The 22,048-nt window shown below is 64.9% G+C and carries 19 protein-coding genes; 8 read left to right on the top strand and 11 right to left on the bottom strand.

Annotation, left to right across the window (positions count from 1 at the left end; genetic code table 11):
* Positions 1 to 51: 51 nt before the first annotated feature.
* Entirely contained in the window at positions 52 to 1,041 is a 990-nt protein-coding gene (rhaS, locus tag BLT73_RS07545; RefSeq protein WP_090522429.1) for a rhamnose ABC transporter substrate-binding protein, read from the bottom strand.
* A 100-nt stretch (positions 1,042 to 1,141) separates the two neighbouring features.
* Positions 1,142 to 1,942, bottom strand: coding sequence for a DeoR/GlpR family DNA-binding transcription regulator (locus BLT73_RS07540; RefSeq protein ID WP_090522427.1), 801 nt, complete (start codon positions 1,940 to 1,942; stop codon positions 1,142 to 1,144).
* 180 nt (positions 1,943 to 2,122) lie between these two features.
* Between BLT73_RS07540 and BLT73_RS07535 the strand changes: the two genes are divergently transcribed.
* Together BLT73_RS07535 and rhaI are read left to right on the top strand one after the other, a co-directional pair.
* Complete coding sequence (locus BLT73_RS07535; protein WP_090522425.1) at positions 2,123 to 4,225, top strand: bifunctional rhamnulose-1-phosphate aldolase/short-chain dehydrogenase; 2,103 nt, start codon at positions 2,123 to 2,125, stop codon at positions 4,223 to 4,225.
* Positions 4,226 to 4,230: 5 nt separating this feature from the next.
* Positions 4,231 to 5,505: an L-rhamnose catabolism isomerase gene (gene rhaI, locus BLT73_RS07530; protein WP_090522594.1), complete on the top strand. Its 1,275-nt coding sequence runs from the start codon at positions 4,231 to 4,233 to the stop codon at positions 5,503 to 5,505.
* A gap of 17 nt (positions 5,506 to 5,522) precedes the next feature.
* On the opposite strand, the gene BLT73_RS07525 is transcribed toward rhaI, so the two are convergent.
* The 8 genes from BLT73_RS07525 to BLT73_RS07490 form a co-directional block, all read right to left on the bottom strand.
* Positions 5,523 to 6,521: a hypothetical protein gene (locus tag BLT73_RS07525; protein ID WP_143025644.1), complete on the bottom strand. Its 999-nt coding sequence runs from the start codon at positions 6,519 to 6,521 to the stop codon at positions 5,523 to 5,525.
* A gap of 149 nt (positions 6,522 to 6,670) precedes the next feature.
* Entirely contained in the window at positions 6,671 to 8,083 is a 1,413-nt protein-coding gene (locus BLT73_RS07520) for an AAA family ATPase (protein ID WP_090522421.1), read from the bottom strand.
* A gap of 629 nt (positions 8,084 to 8,712) precedes the next feature.
* Positions 8,713 to 9,378 (bottom strand): HEPN domain-containing protein, encoded by a 666-nt coding sequence (locus BLT73_RS07515; RefSeq protein WP_218132516.1) that lies wholly within the window; start codon positions 9,376 to 9,378, stop codon positions 8,713 to 8,715.
* Between the two features lie 373 nt (positions 9,379 to 9,751).
* Complete coding sequence (gene ettA / locus BLT73_RS07510) at positions 9,752 to 11,407, bottom strand: energy-dependent translational throttle protein EttA (protein WP_090522419.1); 1,656 nt, start codon at positions 11,405 to 11,407, stop codon at positions 9,752 to 9,754.
* A gap of 89 nt (positions 11,408 to 11,496) precedes the next feature.
* Positions 11,497 to 12,615 (bottom strand): glycosyltransferase family 61 protein, encoded by a 1,119-nt coding sequence (locus tag BLT73_RS07505; protein WP_090522417.1) that lies wholly within the window; start codon positions 12,613 to 12,615, stop codon positions 11,497 to 11,499.
* A 106-nt stretch (positions 12,616 to 12,721) separates the two neighbouring features.
* On the bottom strand, positions 12,722 to 14,089 hold the full coding sequence (rimO, locus tag BLT73_RS07500; RefSeq protein ID WP_090522415.1) for a 30S ribosomal protein S12 methylthiotransferase RimO: 1,368 nt from the start codon (positions 14,087 to 14,089) through the stop codon (positions 12,722 to 12,724).
* Positions 14,090 to 14,261: 172 nt separating this feature from the next.
* Entirely contained in the window at positions 14,262 to 14,975 is a 714-nt protein-coding gene (locus tag BLT73_RS07495; protein ID WP_090522413.1) for an anti-sigma factor, read from the bottom strand.
* Complete coding sequence (locus BLT73_RS07490; protein WP_090522411.1) at positions 14,972 to 15,517, bottom strand: sigma-70 family RNA polymerase sigma factor; 546 nt, start codon at positions 15,515 to 15,517, stop codon at positions 14,972 to 14,974. The genes BLT73_RS07495 and BLT73_RS07490 overlap by 4 nt, the downstream gene beginning before the upstream one ends.
* Before the next feature lie 142 nt (positions 15,518 to 15,659).
* Here BLT73_RS07490 and BLT73_RS07485 point away from each other — a divergent pair, with 142 nt between their 5' ends.
* The 6 genes from BLT73_RS07485 to BLT73_RS07460 all read left to right on the top strand — a co-directional run bounded on the left by BLT73_RS07485 (position 15,660) and on the right by BLT73_RS07460 (position 21,911).
* Positions 15,660 to 16,181, top strand: a complete 522-nt coding sequence (locus BLT73_RS07485; RefSeq protein WP_090522409.1) for a fasciclin domain-containing protein — start codon at positions 15,660 to 15,662, stop codon at positions 16,179 to 16,181.
* Positions 16,182 to 16,267: 86 nt separating this feature from the next.
* Positions 16,268 to 17,554, top strand: a complete 1,287-nt coding sequence (locus tag BLT73_RS07480) for an NAD(P)/FAD-dependent oxidoreductase (RefSeq protein WP_245727162.1) — start codon at positions 16,268 to 16,270, stop codon at positions 17,552 to 17,554.
* A complete protein-coding gene (locus BLT73_RS07475; protein ID WP_090522407.1) occupies positions 17,551 to 18,342 on the top strand; it encodes a DUF1365 domain-containing protein in 792 nt (263 codons plus the stop codon). The genes BLT73_RS07480 and BLT73_RS07475 overlap by 4 nt, the downstream gene beginning before the upstream one ends.
* The gene (locus BLT73_RS07470; protein WP_090522405.1) at positions 18,335 to 19,492 is read left to right on the top strand and encodes an SAM-dependent methyltransferase; all 1,158 of its coding nucleotides are present in this window, start codon (positions 18,335 to 18,337) and stop codon (positions 19,490 to 19,492) included. Before BLT73_RS07475 ends, BLT73_RS07470 begins: the two co-directional genes overlap by 8 nt.
* Positions 19,493 to 19,567: 75 nt before the next feature.
* A complete protein-coding gene (locus BLT73_RS07465; protein ID WP_090522403.1) occupies positions 19,568 to 20,296 on the top strand; it encodes an SDR family NAD(P)-dependent oxidoreductase in 729 nt (242 codons plus the stop codon).
* Positions 20,297 to 20,378: 82 nt separating this feature from the next.
* Positions 20,379 to 21,911 carry a cryptochrome/photolyase family protein gene (locus BLT73_RS07460; protein ID WP_090522401.1) on the top strand — a complete coding sequence of 511 codons (1,533 nt, stop codon included), beginning with the start codon at positions 20,379 to 20,381 and terminating at the stop codon, positions 21,909 to 21,911.
* On the opposite strand, the gene BLT73_RS07455 is transcribed toward BLT73_RS07460, so the two are convergent.
* The gene (locus tag BLT73_RS07455; RefSeq protein WP_342705160.1) at positions 21,899 to 22,048 is read right to left on the bottom strand and encodes a DUF2256 domain-containing protein; all 150 of its coding nucleotides are present in this window, start codon (positions 22,046 to 22,048) and stop codon (positions 21,899 to 21,901) included. The genes BLT73_RS07460 and BLT73_RS07455 overlap by 13 nt on opposite strands.

Here is a 22,048-nt window from a genome sequence, read left to right as displayed (position 1 = left end):
TGTCCTTGCGAATGCGAGGGTCCGGCTGCGTGTGCCGGACCCGGAACCCGATCAGAAGATCGAGCTGAACTCTTCGACGTTGCTCGCATCATAGACGAAGGGATCGGCCATGGCGGCCTCGCTGTTCTCGTCCAGCGTCACCTCGCCCATGCGCCCGATGGGGATCGTCGCGCCGGGCTCGGCGGTCGCATCGCCCTTGGCCAGGTGATAGGCGATCATCGTCGCGGAATAACCCAGGTCGATCGGGTTCCAGATCGCGAAGGATTCCGAGGCGCCCGATTCGACATGCCCGGCCATTTCCGAGGGCAGTCCCAGCCCGGTCACGTTCACCTCACCGATCTTGCCCGCATCGGTCACGGCCTGCGCGGCGGCGACGATGCCGACGCTGGTCGGGGCGATGATCGCCTTGAGGTCGGGATAGGTCTGCATCAGCCCCTGCGCCTCGCGATAGGATTTATCCGCGAGGTCGTCGCCATAGACGGTCGCCACGACATTGACGTTGGGATAGTCCCCGGCGACCTTGTTCATCTCCTCGATCCAGACATTCTGGTTTGTCGAGGTCGTCGTTGCCGACAGCACCGCCACGTCACCGCCATCGGGCAGGTGATCCGCGGCCAGCTTGATGATCATGTTGCCGATGAGCGGGCTGGAGGACGGGTTGAGCTGCATCTGCCGCCCCTCGGGTGCGACGCCGGAATCCCAGCTGATGACGGTGATGCCGCGATCCATCGCCTTTTTCAGCGTCGGGACGAGCGCGTCGGTGTCGTTGGCGCTGATCGCGATGGCATCGACGCGCTGCGCGATCAGGCTGTTGATGACCTCGATCTGGCCTTCCGCGGTCGTGTCGGTCGGGCCGGTATAGATGATCTCCACATCGCCCAGCTCCTCCGCCGCTTCTTGCGCGCCCTTGTTGGCGGCCTCGAAAAAGCCGATGCCGAGCGCCTTGACCACCAGTGCGATGCGCATCTCCTCGGCCGAGGCGGTCGTCGCCATCAGCGACAGGGCGGCGGCCCCGGTCATCAGTGTCTTGAGCAGTTTCATGTCTTCCTCCCTTGGATCGGATGGTCCTGTCCGGCCATCCGGTGAATGTTGTTCCCGGAAATCGCCACGGCCAGGTGCCGGACCGCGATGATCCGCCCGGTCATGGCGTCGCCTCGCTGCGCTGCCCGGCTGCGCTTGCCACGATCAGCCGCACCTCGGCGGCGGCGAGCATCTGCGCGGCACGGTCGTCGATCCCGTCATCGGTGATGACGCAATGGATGCGGCTCAGCGGGCAAAGCAGCAGGCTCGACCGCTGGCGGAATTTCGAGCTGTCGGCCAGGACGATCAATTCATCGGCCTGACCGATCAGCTTCTGCTCGGCCTGCACCAGCAGCGGGTCGCCCTCCATCAGACCCAGCGGGCCGAGCGCGCGGCACCCCATGAACATGCGCTTTGCGTAGAAGTGATTGCTACCATCGGCATCGAAGGGCGACAGGATGATATTCTGTTCGCGGTAGATCGCGCCGGCGGGCAGCAGCACCGTGTTCTTCGACTGTTTCAGCAGATGTTCGGCAATCGGGAAACTGTTGGTAAACACCTGCAACCGCTTGGTGGTCAGCGGGTGAACCATCTGGAAAGTCGTCGTGCCGCCATTGATGATGATCGCATCGCCATCCTCGCAAAGCTCGACGGCTGCCTGCGCGATTGCGCGTTTCTGCGCGATATTGACCGTCTGGTTGACCGCGAAGGGACGGGCGTTGATGCCGACGAATTGCGAGGGTGCGATCGCCTCGGCCCCGCCGCGCACCCGGCGCAGCTTCTTGGCCATGTGCAGCGTGGCGATGTCGCGCCGCACCGTCGCTTCGGACGCGCCGGTCAGCGCACAGATATCGGCCACCGTCACCACCGGGCGCTCCTGCACGGCGGACAAGATGATCCGATGGCGTTCCGTTTCCAGCATGGCGTCCTCCCTCTCGTCACATTTTCATCGTCGCCGCTCACTGTCAATCATTTTCAGTCATAAAATTGCATGCATTCGCCATTGATGATTGCAATTGATCGAAACTGATTGACCGAACCGCCGCACCGCGGTTAGATTTCAGCAGAACATTGCGGCACGCCGCCGCCGGAGGAGCTTTTCATGGACAAGATCGCTGCCGCCAGCCGGCTGCACAATCTCTGGGACGACGCCAAGGCCGCGTCGATGAGCGAATCGGACAAGCTGCTCTATCGCTCCAACCTGCTGGGCTCCGACAAGCGCGTCACGAATTACGGCGGCGGCAACACCTCGGCCAAGATTATGGAAACCGATCCCCTGACCGGCGAGGAGGTGGAAGTGCTCTGGGTCAAGGGGTCGGGCGGCGATATCGGCTCCATGACGAAGGACGGGTTTGCAACGCTCTACATGGACAGGCTGCAGGCTCTGAAAGGCAAGTATCGCGGCGTGGCATTCGAGGACGAGATGGTGGGCTACCTGCCGCACTGCACCTTTGGCCTGAACCCGCGCGCGGCCAGCATCGACACGCCGCTGCACGCCTATGTGCCCCGCAAGCATGTCGATCACGTCCATTCCGACGCCATCATCGCCATCGCCGCATCCGTCAAATCGCGCGAGTTGACGGCTGAGATTTTCGGTGAGGATATTGGCTGGCTGCCGTGGAAAAAGCCGGGCTACGAGCTTGGCCTGTGGCTGGAAAAATTTGCGACCGAGAACCCGGATGCCAGGGGCTGCGTGCTGGAAAGCCACGGCCTGTTCACCTGGGGCGACACGGCGGAGGCGTGCTATCAGACGACGCTGGATGTCATCAATCAGGCCGCCGCCTGGCTGGACGCGCGCATGTCGGGCAAGCCTGCCTTTGGCGGCGAAGCGCGCCCGACCCTGCCCGCCACGCAGCGGCAGGGGATCGCCGCGCGGCTGATGCCGGTCATCCGCGGCCTGATCTCTGCGGATCGCCACATGGTCGGCCATTTCGACGACCAGCAGGCCGTGCTTGAGTTTCTAGGTTCCGCCATGTTCGAGGAACTGGCCCCGCTCGGGACGTCCTGCCCCGATCATTTCCTGCGCACCAAGATCCGACCGCTGGTTGTTGATTTCGATCCCGCCAACCCTGATCTGGACGCCACGATCGCCAGCCTGCCTGACGCGGTCGCCGCCTATCGCGACGATTACGCGGCCTATTACGACCGCTGCAAGCAGCCGGGCAGCCCGGCGATGCGCGATCCCAACGCGGTGGTTTACCTGGTCCCCGGCGTGGGCATGATCACCTTCGCGCGCGACAAGGCGACGGCGCGCATCTCGGGCGAGTTCTACGTCAACGCGATCAACGTGATGCGCGGGGCCTCTGGGGTGTCCCGCTATCAGGGGCTGCCCGAACAGGAGGCCTTCGATATCGAATACTGGCTGCTTGAGGAGGCCAAGCTGCAACGCATGCCGAAACCCAAGGCGCTTGCGGGGCGGATCGCGCTTGTCACCGGCGGCGCGGGCGGGATCGGAGCCGCCACGGCCGAGCGGATGCTGCGCGAGGGCGCCTGTGTCATGCTGGCCGATATCGACGCCGCAGCGCTTGACGAGGTGACGGCAGGGTTCGCCGCACGTCACGGGGCCGACCGGGTGTGCGGGGTGAAGATGAACGTCACCGACGAGGCGCAGGTGGCGCGCGCCTTCGCGGAGACGGCACTGGCGTTCGGGGGTGTCGACATTCTGGTGTCCAATGCCGGGATCGCGTCCTCCTCTCCGGTCGAGGAGACCACGCTGGCGCTGTGGAACAGGAACATGGACATCCTCTCGACCGGCTACTTCCTGGTCAGCCGCGAGGCGTTCCGCATGTTGCGGGCGCAGGATATTGGCGGATCGGTGGTGTTCGTGGCATCGAAGAACGGGCTTGCCGCCAGCCCCAATGCCTCGGCCTATTGCACCGCCAAGGCGGCCGAGATCCACCTGGCCCGCTGCCTGGCGCTGGAAGGGGCCGAAGCCGGCATCCGCGTGAACGTCGTGAACCCTGACGCGGTGCTGCGCGGCTCGAAGATCTGGGAGGGGGACTGGCTGGATCAGCGCGCCTCGACCTACGGCACCGACAAGGACGGGCTGGAGGAGATGTATCGCCAGCGATCCTTGCTGAAGCGATCCGTGCTGCCCGAGGACATTGCCGAGGGGATCTATTTCTTCGCCAGCGAGCTGTCGGCCAAATCGACGGGCAATATCATCAATGTGGACGCCGGCAACGTCCAGGCCTTCACGCGGTGACGACCATGATCGAGACAAGCATCATCGAGGCGGAGAACGCCAGGCGCCAGGCCGGGCTGGCACAGGATTACGATGCGCTCGGCGCGCGGCTGGCGCGCAACGGCGTCGAGATCGAGGCGCTGACCCGACGCGCCACGGGGTTCGGCGTCGCCATCCCGAGCTGGGGCACCGGCACCGGCGGCACGCGGTTTGCCCGGTTTCCGGGAGAGGGCGAGCCGAACGGGATCATGGACAAGCTGGATGATTGTGGGGTGATCCAGCAACTCACCGACGCCACGCCGCGCGTTAGCCTGCATATTCCGTGGGACAAGGCCGATCCCGCCGATCTGATGGCCAAGGCCGAAGAGCTGGGCCTCGGCTTCGATGCGATGAACTCGAACACGTTCCAGAATCACGAGGGTCATCCGCTGAGCTACAAATACGGCTCGCTGTCTCATGTCGACATAGCCACGCGGCAGCAGGCGATCGAGCATAATATCGAATGTATCGAGATCGGCGAGAAGATCGGATCCAAGGCGCTGACGGTCTGGATCGGCGACGGATCGAACTTCCCCGGTCAGACATCGCTGTCGCGGCAGTTCGACCGCTATCTCGAATCGATGAAGCGGATCTATGCCAGGCTGCCCGGAGACTGGCGGATCTTCAGCGAACACAAGATCTATGAGCCGGCTTTCTATTCCACCGTGGTGCAGGATTGGGGCACCAGCCTGATGATCGCGCAGGAATTGGGCGATCAGGCACAATGCCTGGTGGATCTGGGCCATCATGCGCCGAATGTGAATATCGAGATGATCGTCGCGCGGCTGATCCGCGCCGGCAAGCTGGGCGGGTTCCACTTCAACGACAGCAAATATGGCGATGACGACCTGGACAGCGGCACGATCGAGCCGTTCCGCCTGTTCCTCGTCTTCAACGAACTGGTCGAGCTGGAGGATACGCCGGGGCTGAACCTCGCCCATATGATCGACCAAAGCCACAACGTCACCGATCCGATCGAAAGCCTGATCGTCTCGGCCGGAGAGATCCAGCGTGCCTATGTGCAGGCGAGCCTTGTGGATCGCGCTGCGTTGGAAGGTTACCGGCAGGAAAATGACGCGCTGATGGCTGCCGCAACCCTGCGCGCGGCGTTTCGCACCGATGTCGAGCCGATCCTGGCCGAAGCGCGCCGGCGCGCCGGTGCCGCGATCGACCCGGTCGCCACCTACCGCGCCGCAGGTTACCGTGCGCAGGTTGCGGCCAGGCGCCCTAAGGCCGCGGGCGGTGGTGGCGGGATCGTCTGAACGGGCCGCAGGCCAGTTCAAGAGTTCGATGGGCCGACAGGATTGCGGCCCATCGGGTTTTCCCCTTCGGGCCAGGCACCGATGCGCGCCATGGCCGCGAAAAACTCCCTTGCTGCCTCTTCATTCGGTTCCAAATCTTCGTCTCCCCTAATGCGTGGGCGACGCATCCAGTCGTCATCCGCCTGCAGAGCTGACCCAATAGGAAGAAAATCTTTAACCGGAATTCCTACGTCAGACCTCGCACAGAACCCCGCCTTTCGGCACCAGGCGATCAATTCAAACCCGCGACCACTGAAGGAGTGGCCGTTTCCCGGCGCACTCATTTCGTGAATTCGTCCGGTGACATCCAACTCGATCACCGCGACAACCTCGCCACCTGCCTTGATCATCCAGACATCGTGACCTTTCCGCATGATCTGCTTGGCCATCCAATGGCTGGAGAGGCAGTTGTCGGCTTCACGACCGATCGAGATGATCTCGGCGATGGTGGTCGCGCGCGTGCCTACGAGGTCGTCCGTGGCAATCGTGGCAGGGCGAGCAAACGGCCGATATTGCCGTGACTTCCGTTTCGCTTCATAGGCCCGACCGAGGAAGCTTTCGAGCTGCAGATAGTCACTGAGTCTGCCGTCCCGGCAACCGTCTTCCGTCTGCGGCTTCCAGTGGGGGCCGCCACGCAGGTGGCGCATGGCTCTTTCCCGATAGGGATGATTCCGATCCTCGGAGATCTGGACCAGGCTCTCGAAGAACAAGAGAAACTCAGCGATGACCTGGCGCGCCCGGATCTCTCCTTCAGGTCCCAGCCTGAACAGAATAGCGCCCTGCTCGGCCTTCTCCTGCGCCCATCCCGGATCGTCCGGCTCGGGCAGGGCCCGCTCGCCAAGTTCCATCTCCGGGAGATACCGGGTGAGAAGCCGCCGCAGCGTGTCGAGATGGGGCTGGAGGCATGGAGGGGTCAGCGAAAGCTGCTGGGTGATGGCACTGGCCAGACGCGGGCTGTCGATGAAATTGCGTCGCATGATGGTCCTTTCGAAGGTTACAAGCCGCCATGCCCTGGCGAGAGACGCCGGGATGCGGATCAAAAACCTTCAGTTCAAGGACGCGGCTGTCATGCCCGGGAACGCTGTCATTGTCAACATCGAACATGAGGCAGGCGAACGAGAACGGCTCAGTGGAGCAGGGGTCCGCCGCGCCTGATGCGCCTGAATTCCTTCTCGATGCGGCCGAGGCCGCGCAGGCTCAGCCTGCCGCGCTCGATCTCCCGGACGACATCATCCACCACTGATTGCGCCGCGGCGTCCGCGCCAAGGCGGCGCTGCACGTGGTGGCGCAGATGCACCCCGCGCGGGGCGTCACAGCGAAACACCGTGATCCGGTCGCGGAACGGCGCGGACAGGCGGCCGATTTCGTTGCCGCTCATCGCCCAGGTCACATGGGACAGATCCAGATCGGCCCGCAGCGACGGGCAGCGAAACCGCGCCGCACTGTCGCGCTGCAACAGAGGCAGAAGCGCCAGGAGCGGATCGGCGGCCCCGGAATTGGCGCGGGACTTCTCGATCTCGTCAAGCACGATCATCGGGTTTGCCACCTCGCCTTCGGCAATCGCACAGACGGGCTCACCGGGGCGCGAGGATGACCAGCCCCGCTCCGTCCCGGTGATCGCGAAGGACGAGGACAGGGCCGACATGTCGATCCGCCGCCGCGTGACGCCGGACAGATCGGCCACCCGCTCCAACAGATGGGTTTTCCCGCATCCCGGCGGGCCGATCAGCAGGAAAGGCGGCAGCCGGAAATAGGCCGGCGGTTCAGCCAGCAGGTCGCGATGCGCCCGCCACATCCACTCGATGACCGGCTGCAGCCAGGGACTCCCCTCGTAGAGATCGGCGTAGAGCATATCGATCGCATCGGGATCGGCCGCGCCAGCGAGGCGCTTGCGGCCCCGCAGCCCTGCGACGATGTCGCCCATCTCGTCGCGGGGTTTCAACTGTGGCTCCGACAGCATGACGTGAACGCTGCCATGGTTCAGGGACCACGCCGGCTCGGTCGCAGGCTGCCGTGCGGGCACCGCGCCAATCGTCGAGTCGCTTTCGGCCGGGTGGAGCGGGAATTCGCGATCTGCTTCGCTGCGCAAATGCTGGTCAAGAGGGATCCCGGCCCGATAGTCGCTGCAGGCGCGGTCGATGAGGTTTGCTCTGGCTTCGACGCGTTTCGGTGTAAGACCGGCAAGACCCATCTGCCGCATTGACGTAAGCAGATTCCGGCGCCGCTCGCGCCCTGCGGACCGCGATGCATTGTCTTTGCTGCTACGGTGCGCAGCCATCACCTGCTGCACCTGAGCCAGATCGTGATGCGCGAAGGAGTCGCTTAGCCAGATGAAATCATGCAGTGACAATGCATGCGCGAGCGCATAGCGATGCCCGGCACAATGCGCGGCGCGGCAGGCCAGATCGCGCCGGATCTGCCATTGGATCCGCAATAGTTGCGGCGTCAGGTCCAGGTCGCCCCGCAACTCTGCAAGGTTGCCGTTCCGCTTCAGCAGCAGGGCGGCGGCGTAGGTTTTCACGTCCCGGCGGATCTTCATCCGTATCTCCGATCATGTTTCGGTATCTGGTTGGTTTCAGCGATCCGCCGGACCGGATCCGGTCCGGCGGTTTCTCAGTCGCGCGAGGGTGGAGGTGCGATGTTCCCCACGCGTCAGGTGAGTGAGATCGGCGCAGGCGGGTCTCTTGCCTCTGCGGTTCATCCAGCCTCAGGCTTGGGACCGGCTCTCATTATGCCCCGCCCTGGAGTCTTGAACAGAAGGTCCGGCCCGGTTCGCAGCACGTTCAACAGGTCTGAACCATCGGCGTTCTGGCGCACGGGGTTCTGCGTCACCAAACGTCTAGAGCGGAGTTCTGCCCGCTGCCGTGCACTAATGTGGGTCGTAAACATGGAACTTAACCTTGCCGGCCGTGGCTGAAGTCGGTGCGGCGGATTGCTGAACGAGACGCGAGAAGGACCCCGGAGATTGCCGGAGCCTCAGCCAGTTATGGCGCGTATGTTAATGCGACAGGTCATGGCGCGGATGATGATGCAGAGCCGACGGGGTGTCATGCGCAAGAATATGAAAACAAACAGGTTTCCTTTTGGGGGCGGTTGATGCGTCGCTGTCGGGCTGTGTCAGATACAGCATTCACGACCCACGCCGCGCGGAGACAGCGTCCCGCTCTCTCAGGAGACAACCGGATAGAAGGGCCGGCCCCAATCCGCGTCGGGATGATCCATCATCAGGTCAACAAACAGCGGCATCAGCACGCCCAGAATGGCGGCGCCGTCGCGGACCTGCGCGCGGTTGATACTGCTGTTCCATGTCGCGCCGCCATGCACGAGTTGGTTGCGCAGGACATAGAGGCGATCGAACACGAAGCTCAGCACGCTCGCCGTTTCGCCCGACTGGAACGCCGCCCCGAAGGCATGGCTCGACGCATTGAATCGCTCTTCCCAGTTCGCGTAGCCTTCGATGCCGTTGTGATGCTGCCAGAACGGGTTGAACACGTAATGGTTCTTCAGCAGCACCCGCACAGGTCCGGCGAAGCGCAGCCAGACGGCGTTATAGATCCGGCAATCGGCATCAAGCTGCGTCAATTGTCGGAAGAACCTGAGAAACGTCGCGCGTGAATCTTGCGGCCCGGACTGGAATTCGCGCTCATCCGCATAGGCGGCGTTGAAGGCGATCCAGAGAAAGATGAAACGTGCATCGTCGTCGCCCGCGCAGGCCTCGGACCGGCCGATCCAACTGATCGCGCGGTGGACACGCAGCCCCATGGTTTCGGGAAACCCGGCGCGTATGGCACGCTGTTTCTGCTTGAGCGCGTCGAATGTCAGCATCTCTGTCATGGGGGCCCCTGCCTGTTTAATGCCATGATATGGAATGCAAATCGGCGCGGCTACAGACTTCGGTCCTCTCGCGCAGGTTTTGGGTCATACTGAAACATTGACCGTCGATGCAGCACAGATCGCATGCGAATTCTTGGCCAGCAGGGCACGGCAGTCAACTCGCTGTCCAACGATGCGACGGGCCAGCCCGGATTGGCCGACATGCTGCGATGGCCCGACCCGCCCCGACTATCGTGCTGCTCAGTGATCCGCAGCAAGTGCCGCAAGTGATCCTGGGGTCGCATCCGGCGCCGAGTCTACCGCAATGCGTGAAAGAAAGCCGGACGCTCAGGCAGGGATGCGCCGCAGCGCATCCCGCCAGCCACATTTGCGCTCAGCGGGTGAATTTCTTGTATTTGACCCGCTTGGGCTCCACCGCATCGGGGCCGAGGCGCTTGATCTTGTCGGCCTCGTAATCCTCGAAATTGCCCTCGAACCATTCGACATGGGCGTCGCCCTCGAAGGCCAGGATATGGGTGCAGAGCCGGTCGAGGAAGAAACGGTCGTGGCTGATGATGACCGCGCAGCCGGCGAAATCGTCCAGGGCGGCCTCAAGCGCCTGCAGGGTTTCCACATCCAGATCGTTGGTCGGTTCGTCGAGCAGCAGCACATTGCCGCCCGATTTCAAGAGCTTGGCCATATGCACGCGGTTCCGCTCACCCCCCGAAAGCTGGCCGACCTTCTTCTGCTGGTCGCCGCCCTTGAAGTTGAACGCACTCGCATAGGCGCGGGAGTTCATCTGCACATCGCCCAGCTCGATCTGCTCGGCCCCGCCGGAGATTTCCTCCCACACCGTCTTGTCGCCGCCGAGCGCGTCGCGGGACTGATCGACATAGGACAGCTCCACCGTGTCGCCGTAGCTGATCTCGCCCTGATCGGGCTGCTCCTGGCCGGTCAGCATGCGGAACAGGGTGGATTTCCCCGCCCCGTTCGGGCCGATCACGCCGACAATGCCGCCGGGCGGCAGCGAAAACGACAGATCCTCGATCAGCAGCTTGTCGCCCATGGCCTTTTTCAGCCCCTCGACCTCGATCACCTTGTTGCCGAGGCGTTCGCCATTCGGGATGATGATCTGGGCGCGCGACAGCTTCTCGCGCTCGGATTTGGACGCCATTTCGTTATAGGCGTTGATCCGGGCCTTCTGCTTGGCCTGACGGGCTTTCGCACCGGCGCGGATCCACTCCAGTTCGCGGTCAAGCTGTTTCTGCCGCGCCTTGTCCTCGCGGGCCTCCTGCGCCATGCGCTTGGATTTCTGCTCCAGCCAGCTTGAGTAATTGCCCTCATAGGGGATGCCGCGGCCGCGGTCGAGTTCCAGAATCCAGCCGGTGATGTCGTCGAGGAAATAGCGATCATGGGTGACCACCAGGATCGTGCCGGGATATTCGATCAGGTGCTTTTGCAGCCAGGCGATGGTTTCGGCGTCGAGGTGGTTGGTCGGTTCGTCGAGCAGCAGCATGTCAGGCGCTTCCAGCAGCAGCTTGCACAGTGCCACGCGGCGGCGTTCACCGCCCGAAAGCGTGGAGACATCGGCATCGTCGGGCGGGCAGCGCAGTGCCTCCATCGCAACGTCGATCTGGCTGTCGAGGTCCCAGAGGTTTTCGGCGTCGATTTCGTCCTGAAGCTTGGCCATCTCCTCGGCGGTTTCATCCGAGTAGTTCATCGCCAGTTCGTTGAACCGGTCCAGCTTGGCCTTTTTCTCGGCCACGCCCAGCATGACGTTCTCACGGACATTGAGCGATTCATCGAGCTGCGGCTCCTGCGGCAGATAGCCGACCTTGGCGCCTTTCGCGGCCCAGGCTTCGCCCGAGAAATCCTTGTCGAGCCCGGCCATGATCTTGAGCAGTGTCGATTTACCCGCGCCGTTCACGCCGACCACGCCGATCTTGACGCCGGGCAGGAAGTTCAGGCGGATATTTTCAAAGACCTTCTTGCCGCCGGGATAGGTCTTGGACACGCCGTCCATGTGATAGACGAATTCATAGGCTGCCATCGGGCGCTCCTGTCGAAAAAGGGCGTTTTGCGGGCTGTGTAGGCGATCGAGGCGGGAAGGTGAAGCGTGATCCGAAGGCCCGGCCGGGATCAGTCCACCGGCTTCTCGACCAGTTCGACCCCGTTGCTTTCCTCGATCGCGCGGCGCTCGGCGGCCAGCATCTCGGGCGGCGGGGCGGTCCATCCCGATCTGTCCCCGATAAATCCGGCCGCGTGCAGTTCGCGGCCCATCTTGGCGAAATCGATTTCCGAAAATGTTCCGCCCGGCTGGATGACCCCGTCGCTGAGGCGGCGCTGATATTGCTTGGTGATTGTGTCGATCACCACGGGCGAGACGCCGCAGAGATACCGGAACTGGTCAATGAATTCCGGAGCCATATCCTCGCTCCGGCGCAGGGTCATGGCCACCTGCGTATCCGGCCCGGCCAGCAGTGCCGCCAGATGCAGCGCAGACGAATCGCAGGAAATGATGCGCCGCGCGGCCTTGTACTGCGCGATCTGCTCCTCGAAGGGCAGGGTCTGCGGGTGAAAGATCCGATAGCCTTCCTTCTCCAGCAGCGCCTCGATGCGCGGCTCGGCGAGGTAGCGGCTGCGCTTGGTGAACAGCTTCGTGCGCGAGATATAGATCTTCTCGGCCCCCTCGGCGGGCACGTCGCGGCCGAAATGCCGGTGGATGTAGTCACGGAACTCCGGGCAGCCTGCGATCGCCGGTCCGCCGCCGAAGCCCTGAGGTGCGACGACCAGCCGTTCGACCCGCACCGGCTTGACCACCCCGACCGGGTTTTCCGTGCCCGGACCGAAATGCCGCAGTCTCGGCACCAGCGGGCGCACATAGCGGGCAGGCCAGGTCATTCTTTGCCGGGTCAGGAAGATCGTGCCGTCGAGCTTGTCGTCTACATGCTCCGCCGCCCAGAGACGCGAGGTGCTTTGCAGCAGGAAATGTCCGAAATGCGAAAAAAGCATGCCGCCGTAAAGCCAGCAGCCCTTCAGGTGGTCCTGAGCCTCGGGCGGCGGGGTTCCGGGCCGCATCGTGATCGGCAGACCGGGCGAGCGCAGACATTCGGCCAGCGGCAGATAATGGCCATCGCCGTCATAGACGCCCGCCTTGCGAAACAGACCGCGAAAATCGCCATCTGCCGAAGGCACGATCAGCGCGTTTTCCACGATGCGGATCTGCGGCGCCAGCTTGCGGTCGGGGTCGAAAGCCATGCGGTTCGGTCAGAATGCGATTTCTGTCGTCATTCTGAATGCTTAGCCCAAGCCGGGCAAAGGGGGAAGCGGGTGATTGCGGGCGGATGAGGATCGCCGCCGCGCTTCAGAGCCGTCCCCACAGATCATATTCTCCGGCCTCGTCCACCGTCACGCTGACGATATCGCCGGGTTTCAGCCCCTCGAACCCCTCGTCGATGAACAGGTTGCCGTCGATTTCGGGCGCATCGGCCCTGGTCCGGCAGGTGGCGCCATCCGCGTCCACCTCGTCCACGATCACCTCGATCCGCTGGCCGAGTTTCGCCACCAGCTTCGCTTCGCTGATCGCCTGCGCCTTCCGCATGAAACGGTCGAAACGGTCCTGCTTGACCTCGTCCGGCACATGGTCGGGCAGGTCATTGGCCCGCGCTCCGGCGACGTTTTCATACTGGAACGCACCGACCCGGTCGAGCTGCGCCTCATCCAGCCAGTCGAGAAGCGTCTGAAACTCGGCCTCGGTTTCGCCTGGGTAGCCCACGATAAAGGTCGAGCGGAGCGTGATCTCGGGGCAATCGGCGCGCCAGGCGGTGATTTCATCCAGCGTTTTCGCTGCCGCCGCCGGGCGGGCCATGCGTTTGAGCGTGTCCGGATGGGCGTGCTGGAACGGGATGTCCAGATAGGGCAGCACCAGACCTTCGGCCATCAGCGGGATCAACTGGCGCACATGGGGATAGGGATAGACGTAATGCAGCCGCACCCAGGCACCGAGCCCGCCCAGATCGCGGGCCAGATCGGTGATATGGGCGCGGTGGCCGCGCGCCTCTTCATGTTTCAGATCGACCCCATAGGCAGATGTGTCCTGCGAGATGACCAGCAACTCGCGGACCCCGGCCTCGACCAGCTTTTCCGCCTCGCGCATCACGGCATGGGCCGGGCGGCTGGCCAGCCGGCCGCGCATGTCGGGGATGATGCAGAACTTGCATTTGTGGTTACAGCCCTCGGAAATCTTGAGATAGCTGTAATGGCGCGGGGTCAGGCTGACGCTGCTGGCGGGCAGCAGATCGACGAAAGGATCGGGCGCGGGCGGCACCGCGCCATGCACCGCGTCGAGCACCTGTTCATATTGATGCGGGCCGGTCACCGCGAGGACCTTCGGATGCGCGCCGGTGATGTAATCCGGCTCGGCCCCCAGACAGCCGGTGACGATGACGCGGCCATTCGCGCTCAGCGCCTCGCCAATGGCGTCCAGCGATTCCGCCTTGGCGCTGTCCAGAAAGCCGCAGGTATTCACGATCACCGCATCGGCGCCGGAATAATCTGGGCTGATCGCATAGCCCTCGGCCCGCAGCCGGGTCAGGATGCGTTCGCTGTCCACGAGCGCCTTGGGGCATCCCAGGCTGACCATGCCGATGGTCGGCTGATCCGCGCGGCGCGGACCGTCGGGAACGGTCGCGCGGGCGAGATCGGGGCGAAGGACTGGCGGGTTCTGGCTCATCGCCGGAGACCTAGGCGCAGCGCGGCGCAAAAGCAAGCTGCGGGATCAGCGTGGCCGTCACGCGCTGACGGTCCGGATCGCCTCTGCGGCCGCAGGACGCCCGGCTGGAAACCCGAGATCTCTTATGGCCAGCATCGCTTGCGGTTGGCCACAGGACACCTCGCCGGTGCGCTCAGATCCGCCGCATCTCGGCCTGCGCGACGATGGGGCCGGTTGCCACCCCGCCGGGCGCGCCGCCGCTGGGTTCATCGGTGATCGCAAGCGTGGCGTTCGCGACAAGCGTCTGCAGATCCGGCGGGACCGGCATCTGGGTGTGGCCCTCATGCGGCATCACGCCGAGCGAGATCGGCGCCAGATCCCCCTGGATCAGCCAAAGCTCGAAATCCCGGCCCGGTGAAGGCGGTGTGCCCGCGACCGAGACCCGCATATCCCCGTCGGTCTCGTCATACAGCGCGGTGAGGCGGACGGAGCTGTCGGCAGAGACCATATCCGATACCCAAAGCAGCGGCTCTTCTGTGCGATCTGGCTGGCCAAGCCACAGCAGCGCCACCAGCACGGCCGCAGCAAGCGCCGAGCCGAGGGCCAGCAGCTTCCACAGCCGTGCCGCCCCGGCGGCGATCCGGTCAGACGGTGCGGCGAACAGGCGGCGTTCGACCTTTGGCCATGCGGTCGGCGGCGGGCCGACCGGGCGCACCTCGTCTGCGATCGGGTCGAAATGCGACTCCCATCGCGTCACCTCGGCCGCCAGGGCCGGTTCCGCCAGCAGGCGGCGGCGAAACGCCTCGCGCTCTGCAAGAGGCAAGGTGCCCAGGACATATTCGCCCGCCGTGGCGATGTCGCGCGGGTCGAGTTCGGGTGGGTCTTGGCGGGAAGTATCGTCGATCATCGTGTCAGACACTCCCTCAGCTTGATGAGACTGCGCCGCAGCCAACTGCGCATGGTGTTCAGCGGCACGTCGAACCGCTCGGCCAACTCCACATAGCTCGCGCCCTCGACATAGGCGAGGCGCACCGCCTCGGCGCGGTCGGGGTCCAGCTGGGCCAGGCAGGCCTCGATCCGGCGGCCTTCGGACCTCATCACCGCCGCCTCTTCCGGCCCGGGCCGGTCATCGGCAAGGCGTTCGGCCGCGTCCATCTCTCCACCGCCGGGCCTGCGCCGGCGCAGCATGTCGATCGCCAGGTTGCGCGTCACCGCATTCATCCAGGCCTGCGGGCTCGCCAGCGGCGCGGCATACCGGTCCGCATTATGCCAGATCTTGACGAAGACCTCCTGCAAGGCATCCTCTGCCTCCTGCTGATCCTTCAGGATACGCAGGCAGATCGCGAAGAGTTTCGGGGAGCTGCGCCGGTAAAGCTCCTGAAACGCGGCACGGTCGCGCAGGGCGACCTGCGCCAGCAGTTCCTGCAACTCTGCGACATCCGAACTCATCACCGGCCCCGGCTGGACTGGGGCGAGCATGCCCGACCGGCGGTTGAGCCGCAACCCGCCTGCTGTTCTCACGAAGCCGTGAGCGGCGCAACCTCGCGGCATCCCGGCGCCGTATCTGTGAGTCCATAGTGAGGAGTGAGAGATGAAGTTCACCAGTTTTGCTATCCCCGCCGCGCTTTGCGTGCTTGGAACTGCGGCCTTCGCGCAGGACGCTGCGGAGGAGATGCCGGCCACCGTCGCGGATATCGTGATGGAGTCGGAGGACCATACGACGCTGGAAACGGCCGTTGTCGAAGCCGAGATGGGCGAGGCGCTGATGGGAGAAGGGCCGTTCACGGTCTTCGCTCCCACCGACGCGGCGTTCGAGGCGCTGCCCGACGGCGCGCTTGAAGAGGCGCTGATGCCGGAAAACCGTGACCGGCTCGTCCAGATCCTCGGCTGCCACGTGGTCGAGACGCGCGCGCTCGCCGCCGATGTCGTGCAGATGATCGAGGATGATGGCGGCAGCCACCCGGTCACCACCATGGGCAATTGTGAACTGAACCTGACGCTCGATGGCGACATGGTGAAGATCAATGACACCGTCACGGTCACGACGGCGGATCTCGAGGCCGGCAACGGCGTGGTCCATGTCATCGACGGGGTTCTTCTGCCGGCGATGTAAGTGCCGCAACGTCACAATTTGTCCGGGCGTCAGATTGCTGCGCCCGGACGTTCGTTGTCTGAGGGGTCCGCTGTCCGGGGTCACGCGTGAAACTGCCTGAACGTCTTCGCATCGCCGTCATCGGCAGCGGCATTTCCGGCCTGGGTGCGGCATGGATGCTGGGCCCGCATCACGACGTCACCCTGTTCGAGAAGGAGCCGCGCGCGGGCGGCCATTCCCGCACGGTGCAGGCCGAGGGGGTCGCGGTCGATACCGGCTTCATCGTCTGCAACCGGCGCACCTATCCGCTGTTCGTGCCGCTGCTGGAGCATCTGGGTGTGGCGCTAGAGGACAGTGACATGTCCTTCTCGGCCAGTTTCGACGGCGGGCGCTACGAATACGGCACGCGCTCGGCCCGGGCGCTGTTCGCGCAACCGGGACACCTCGTGGATGCCGGTCATTGGCGCCTGATCCGCGACGTGCTGCGCTTCTATCGCCTGGCGCCTGCGCATCACGCCCATCAGGGCAGCATCGGCGATCTGATCCGAGAGCTTCGGCTGGGGGATGCGTTCCGCGACCGGTTCCTGCTGCCGATCTCCGGCGCGATCTGGTCCACCCCGACGCGGGAGATGATGGAGTTCCCCGCCAGTGCCTTCGTCCGCTTCTTCGACAATCACGGGCTGCTTTCGGTCAGCGATCAGCCGCAATGGCTGACGGTCAGCGGCGGGTCGCATGTCTATGTCGATGCGCTGCTGCGCCAGTTTCAGGGCGAGCTGCGGCTGAATTGCCCGGTGCGGCAGGTGTATCGGCAGGCGGACGGGATCACCCTGTCCTCGCCGCGCGGCGAGGAGCGGTTCGACAAGGTGATCTTCGCCAACCATGCGCCGCAAGCTTTGTCCATGCTGGACCGGCCCGATCGGGACGAACAGGCCATCCTCGGCGCCCTGCGCACGCAGGACAACCGGATGGTGCTGCATTCCGACACGGGGCTGATGCCGCGGCGGCGCTCGGCCTGGGCGTCCTGGAACTACGTCACGGCGGGCAAGACACCCCCCACCGACCGCCCGATCAGCCTGTCTTACTGGATGAACCGGCTGCAGAATCTCCATACGAAACGACCGCTTATCGTCACGCTCAACCCCGAGACCGAGCCGGACCAGATCCATGACGAGGCCGTCTTCGCCCACCCGCAATTCGATGCCGCCGCGATTGCGGCGCAGGGCAGGCTGGTTGAGATCCAGGGACGCGGCGGCATCCACTATGCCGGGGCGTGGACGCGCTACGGGTTTCACGAGGACGGGCTGCTGTCGGCGCTGCGTGTCGCGCAGTCCCTCGGCATCGGCTGGCCGCTCGGCGCTGATCCCTGGGCCGCACCGGCCGAGGTGGCGGCATGAGCGTCGATCTGTGGGACGGCGCGTTGATCGATGCCGAGATATGGCACGCCCGCGCGGGGGATGTGGCGCGGGAATTCCGTTACCGGACCCGCTATGTCGCCCTGCCTGTGGAGGCTCTGGAGGCGGATGCCCTGCCGATCCGGCCGGACCGGGCCGGGCTGTGGCGCCTGCGTCGGCGCGATCACGGGGCGCGGGATGGCTCGGCGCTGACGGGCTTCATCCGCGGCCAGCTTGCCGAGGCCGGGCTGGCGGATTGCGTGACGACGCTGGTGACGATGCCGCGCGGGCTGCTGCACGGGTTCAACCCGGTCAGCTTCTGGCTGGCGCGCGACACGGCCGGGTTGCGGGCCGTGCTGGCCGAGGTCTCGAATACCTATGGTGAATCCCATCTCTACCTGTGCCGTCACCCCGACAACCGGGTGATCGAGCGCAGCGATCGTCTTGGCGGGGACAAGCTGTTCCATGTCTCGCCTTTCCTGCCGAGGGACGGGCGCTATGTGTTCCGCTTCGATACAGGCCCGGGACGGTTCGGGGCCTGGGTGGACTGGATCGGCGCGGACGGAGAGGTCCGGCTGAGCACCTCCATGGCCGGCCCGGCGCGGCCACTGACCCGCGCCAGCCTGCGCCGTGCCGCGCTGCGCCACCCGTTCCAGCCCCTGCGCGTGACCGGGCTGATCCATTGGCAGGCGGCGAAACTGTTTTCACGCGGCATTCGTTACAGGGCAAAGCCGCCGCAGCTCGACCGGACCCGGTCGGAAGCCATCGAGACAGAGAGGAAGAATGTTTGAACAGCGGATCCGCTCGGAATTCCTGCGCACGCTTGACGGGCTTCGCTGCGGTCGCCTGACGCTGACGACGCCGGGCGGCGAGACGCGCGTCTTCGAGGGACCCGATCCCGGACCCGATGCGTCGCTGGCCATCCAAGACTGGCGGATGGTGCCGGCGGTGGCGGCCAAGGCCGATATTGGGCTGACCGAGGCCTATCGCGACGGCTGGTGCGACACGCCCGACCTGACCGCGCTGCTGACGCTGGCGCTGATGAACGAACAGGTGATGGACCCCTATATCTATGGCAGGCCGGGCCATGCGCTCGCCATGCGGTTCCTCTATCTGTTCAACCGCAACACCCGCGCCGGATCGCGGCGCAACATCGCCGCGCATTACGACCTGGGCAATGCGTTTTACGGCCTCTGGCTGGATGAGACGATGACCTATTCCGCCGCGCTGTTCGAGGATGGCGACGATCTGGTCACGGCCCAACAGCGCAAATACGACCGCATCATCGACGGGCTTTCGGGTCGCTCGGGCCGGTTGCTGGAAATCGGCTGTGGTTGGGGCGGCTTTGCCGAGCGAGCCCTGCAACGCGGCGATTTCGCCCCGCGCGGACTGACCCTGTCGGCCGAACAGGCGGCCTATGCAAGCGCCCGGCTGGGCAGCGCCGCCGAGATCGCGCTTCAGGATTATCGCGACGAACGCCAGCGCTACGATCACCTCGTCTCCATCGAGATGTTCGAGGCGGTGGGCGAGCGGTTCTGGCCGGTCTATTTCGCCAAGCTGGGACAGGTGCTGAGCCGTCAGGGCCGGGCGATGATCCAGACGATCACCGTCGCAGACCGCTATTTCGACCGCTACCGCAAGACCGGCGACATGATCCGCAGCTTCATCTTTCCCGGCGGGATGCTGCCCTCGCCCGGCCGGTTCCGCGCCGAGGCCGAGCGAGCCGGGCTGCGCGTCGAGGACAGCTTTGCCTTCGGGCGCGACTATGCCCGCACGCTCACGCACTGGCTCGCCCGGTTCGACGCGCGCCGCGACGAGGTGCGGGAGATGGGGTTTGACGAGGCCTTCATCCGGGTCTGGCGCTTTTACCTGTCGGCCTGCATCGCCTCCTTCGCGGTCGGGCGGACGGATGTGCAGCAATACCGGCTGGCTCATGCGTGACGCTTTGTTCGCCGTGGCCCGCAGCGGCACCGCCTCTGGCAGGAGGCGTGGCGCAGCGGAGAAAGGAATTCTGCGATGACCGATCGGATCTGGATCATGGGGGCGTCGGACGGGATCGGCGCGGCACTGGCGCGGGCCTGGGCTCAGCGCGGGGCGAAGCTGATCCTGTCTGCCCGCTCACAGGACCGGCTGGAGGAGTTGGCGGCGGAGATCGGCGGCGCCCAGGTGGTTCCCTGCGACGTTACCGACCGCGACAGCCTTGCCCGCGCGGCGCAGGACATCGCGGCGGGCGGCAAGCTGGATCGCGCCGTCACCTTGGCCGCGCTGTACGATCCGGGCAAGGTGATGGAGATCGACCCCGACCGCGCCGCGCAGATTGTCAGCGTCAACCTGACCGGCTGCTTCAACTTTGCCCGCGCCGCCGTGCCGCTGCTGCGCAAGGGCGGGCAGCTTGCGCTGACCGGCTCGGTGGCGGGCTATGTCGGGCTGCCGCAGGGCCAGATCTATTCCGCCACCAAGGCCGGTGTGATCAACCTGGCCGAGACGATGCGCGCCGAACTCGCGCCCGATGTCGATGTGCGGCTGATCTCGCCCGGTTTCGTGGACACGCGGCTGACCGAGAAGAACGATTTCGAGATGCCCGCGCTGATGCAGCCCGGCGACGCGGCCGACGCCATCGTCAAGGGGCTGGACGGTGGCGGGTTCGAGCTGCATTTCCCGCGACGCCTGACCCGCTCGCTGAAGCTGCTGCGGACATTGCCCTATCCGCTGGCGATGCGGCTGACCAGGCGGCTGGTGAAGTGATGCGGCACGACCTCCGGCGCGGGGCCACCGTGGCGGTCGATCTGCGCCTGCATTGGTCGCGGTCCTTCATCGGACTGCCGGTATGACGCGCCGGCTGGTCCTGATCCTGGGCGATCAGCTCTCGCGCCAGATCTCCGCTTTGAAGGGCGGCGAGAAGGCGAGGGACGTGATCCTCATGGCCGAGGTGGCGGAGGAGGCGGGCTATGCTGACCACCATAAGCAGAAGCTGGCCCTGGTGTTTGCGGCGATGCGCCATTTTGCCCAGGAATTGCAGGATGCGGGCTGGACGGTGATCTACCGCGAGCTGACGGAGGATGTGGCAGACCTTCAGACCGCCGCCAGGGACGCCATCGCCGCCAAGAAGCCGGAGATGCTGGTCGTCACCGAGCCGGGCGAATACCGGCTGTGGGACCGGATGCAGGGCTGGGAGGAGGCGCTCGGCCTGCCGGTGATGATCCGCGAGGATGACCGCTTCCTGTGCTCGCATCAGGACTTCGCGGACTGGGCCGATGGCCGCAAGACCATGCTGATGGAGCATTTCTACCGCGAGATGCGCAAGCGCACCGGGCTGCTGATGGATGGCGACGAACCGGAAGGCGGCACGTGGAATTACGACGCCGAGAACCGCAAACCGGCCAGGGACGATCTGTTCCTGCCCGATCCGCCCGAGGGGGCGGATGACCAGATCACGCAGGACGTGCTGGCGATGGTGGAAGACCGTTTTCCCGAGAATTTCGGCAAGCTGCATCCGTTCAGCTGGCAGGTGACCCGCAAGGGCGCCGAGGCCGCGCGGGACCGCTTCATGCAGGAGGCACTGCCGGAATTCGGCCGTTATCAGGACGCGATGCTGACGGACCGGCCCTATATGTATCACGCGGTGCTCTCGGCCTATCTCAATCGCGGGCTGCTCGAGCCGCTGGATCTGTGCGAGCGGGCAGAGGCCGAATATCGCGCCGGCCGCGCGCCCCTGAACGCGGTAGAGGGCTTCATACGGCAGATCATCGGCTGGCGCGAATATGTGCGCGGCCTGTACTGGCGGGAAATGCCCGACTATGCGCAGGTCAACGATCTCGGCGCGGACCGCCCGCTGCCGGATTTCTACTGGACCGGCGAGACAGAGATGCATTGCCTGTCGCAGGCGATCGGGCAGACCATCGAGACCGCCTATGCCCACCATATCCAGCGGCTGATGATCACCGGCACCTACGCGCTGCTGATCGGGGCCGATCCGCAGGCGGTGCATCGCTGGTATCTCGGCGTCTATGCGGACGCCTATGAATGGGTCGAGCTGCCCAACACGATCGGCATGTCGCAGCACGCAGATGGCGGGCTGCTGGCGACGAAACCCTATGCGGCGAGCGCCAGCTATATCGACCGCATGTCGGATTACTGCGGCGATTGCGCCTATGATCCGAAGGCAAAGACGGGCGAGGGGGCCTGCCCCTGGAATGCGCTCTACTGGGATTTCATCGCACGGCATCAGGACCGGTTCGCGCGCAACCACCGGATGCGGATGGTGGTGGCAAGCTGGAAGAAGAAATCCGCCAGGGACCAAAAGGCGCTGCGCAAGGCGGCGGCGGATCACATGGCGGCGCTGACGCCCTATGAGGGCTGAGAGCGCGGCCTGCTGCGACGGCAGCGTTCGGAGCAGTATTTCACCGCCGCCCAATCCTTCGCGAATTTGCGCCGCCACGCAAAGCTCCGCCCGCAGGTGACGCAGATCTTGGTCGGCAGATCGCCCTTGCGGCGCAT

It is taken from the genome of Paracoccus isoporae (assembly GCF_900101865.1).
In the GTDB taxonomy this organism is placed as follows: domain Bacteria; phylum Pseudomonadota; class Alphaproteobacteria; order Rhodobacterales; family Rhodobacteraceae; genus Paracoccus; species Paracoccus isoporae.
Note: the sequence above shows the minus strand (reverse complement) of the source record. Positions and strands in the feature narration are given on the sequence as shown.

What these genes read in the sequence shown, in the direction of transcription:
- rhaS (WP_090522429.1), bottom strand. Translation starts at nt 1,041, where the DNA reads ATGAAACTGCTCAAGACACTGATGACCGGGGCCGCCGCCCTGTCGCTG.
- BLT73_RS07540 (WP_090522427.1), bottom strand. Translation starts at nt 1,942, where the DNA reads ATGCTGGAAACGGAACGCCATCGGATCATCTTGTCCGCCGTGCAGGAG.
- BLT73_RS07535 (WP_090522425.1), top strand. Translation starts at nt 2,123, where the DNA reads ATGGACAAGATCGCTGCCGCCAGCCGGCTGCACAATCTCTGGGACGAC.
- rhaI (WP_090522594.1), top strand. Translation starts at nt 4,231, where the DNA reads ATGATCGAGACAAGCATCATCGAGGCGGAGAACGCCAGGCGCCAGGCC.
- BLT73_RS07525 (WP_143025644.1), bottom strand. Translation starts at nt 6,521, where the DNA reads ATGCGACGCAATTTCATCGACAGCCCGCGTCTGGCCAGTGCCATCACC.
- BLT73_RS07520 (WP_090522421.1), bottom strand. Translation starts at nt 8,083, where the DNA reads ATGAAGATCCGCCGGGACGTGAAAACCTACGCCGCCGCCCTGCTGCTG.
- BLT73_RS07515 (WP_218132516.1), bottom strand. Translation starts at nt 9,378, where the DNA reads ATGACAGAGATGCTGACATTCGACGCGCTCAAGCAGAAACAGCGTGCC.
- ettA (WP_090522419.1), bottom strand. Translation starts at nt 11,407, where the DNA reads ATGGCAGCCTATGAATTCGTCTATCACATGGACGGCGTGTCCAAGACC.
- BLT73_RS07505 (WP_090522417.1), bottom strand. Translation starts at nt 12,615, where the DNA reads ATGGCTTTCGACCCCGACCGCAAGCTGGCGCCGCAGATCCGCATCGTG.
- rimO (WP_090522415.1), bottom strand. Translation starts at nt 14,089, where the DNA reads ATGAGCCAGAACCCGCCAGTCCTTCGCCCCGATCTCGCCCGCGCGACC.
- BLT73_RS07495 (WP_090522413.1), bottom strand. Translation starts at nt 14,975, where the DNA reads ATGATCGACGATACTTCCCGCCAAGACCCACCCGAACTCGACCCGCGC.
- BLT73_RS07490 (WP_090522411.1), bottom strand. Translation starts at nt 15,517, where the DNA reads ATGAGTTCGGATGTCGCAGAGTTGCAGGAACTGCTGGCGCAGGTCGCC.
- BLT73_RS07485 (WP_090522409.1), top strand. Translation starts at nt 15,660, where the DNA reads ATGAAGTTCACCAGTTTTGCTATCCCCGCCGCGCTTTGCGTGCTTGGA.
- BLT73_RS07475 (WP_090522407.1), top strand. Translation starts at nt 17,551, where the DNA reads ATGAGCGTCGATCTGTGGGACGGCGCGTTGATCGATGCCGAGATATGG.
- BLT73_RS07470 (WP_090522405.1), top strand. Translation starts at nt 18,335, where the DNA reads ATGTTTGAACAGCGGATCCGCTCGGAATTCCTGCGCACGCTTGACGGG.
- BLT73_RS07465 (WP_090522403.1), top strand. Translation starts at nt 19,568, where the DNA reads ATGACCGATCGGATCTGGATCATGGGGGCGTCGGACGGGATCGGCGCG.
- BLT73_RS07460 (WP_090522401.1), top strand. Translation starts at nt 20,379, where the DNA reads ATGACGCGCCGGCTGGTCCTGATCCTGGGCGATCAGCTCTCGCGCCAG.
- BLT73_RS07455 (WP_342705160.1), bottom strand. Translation starts at nt 22,048, where the DNA reads ATGCGCCGCAAGGGCGATCTGCCGACCAAGATCTGCGTCACCTGCGGG.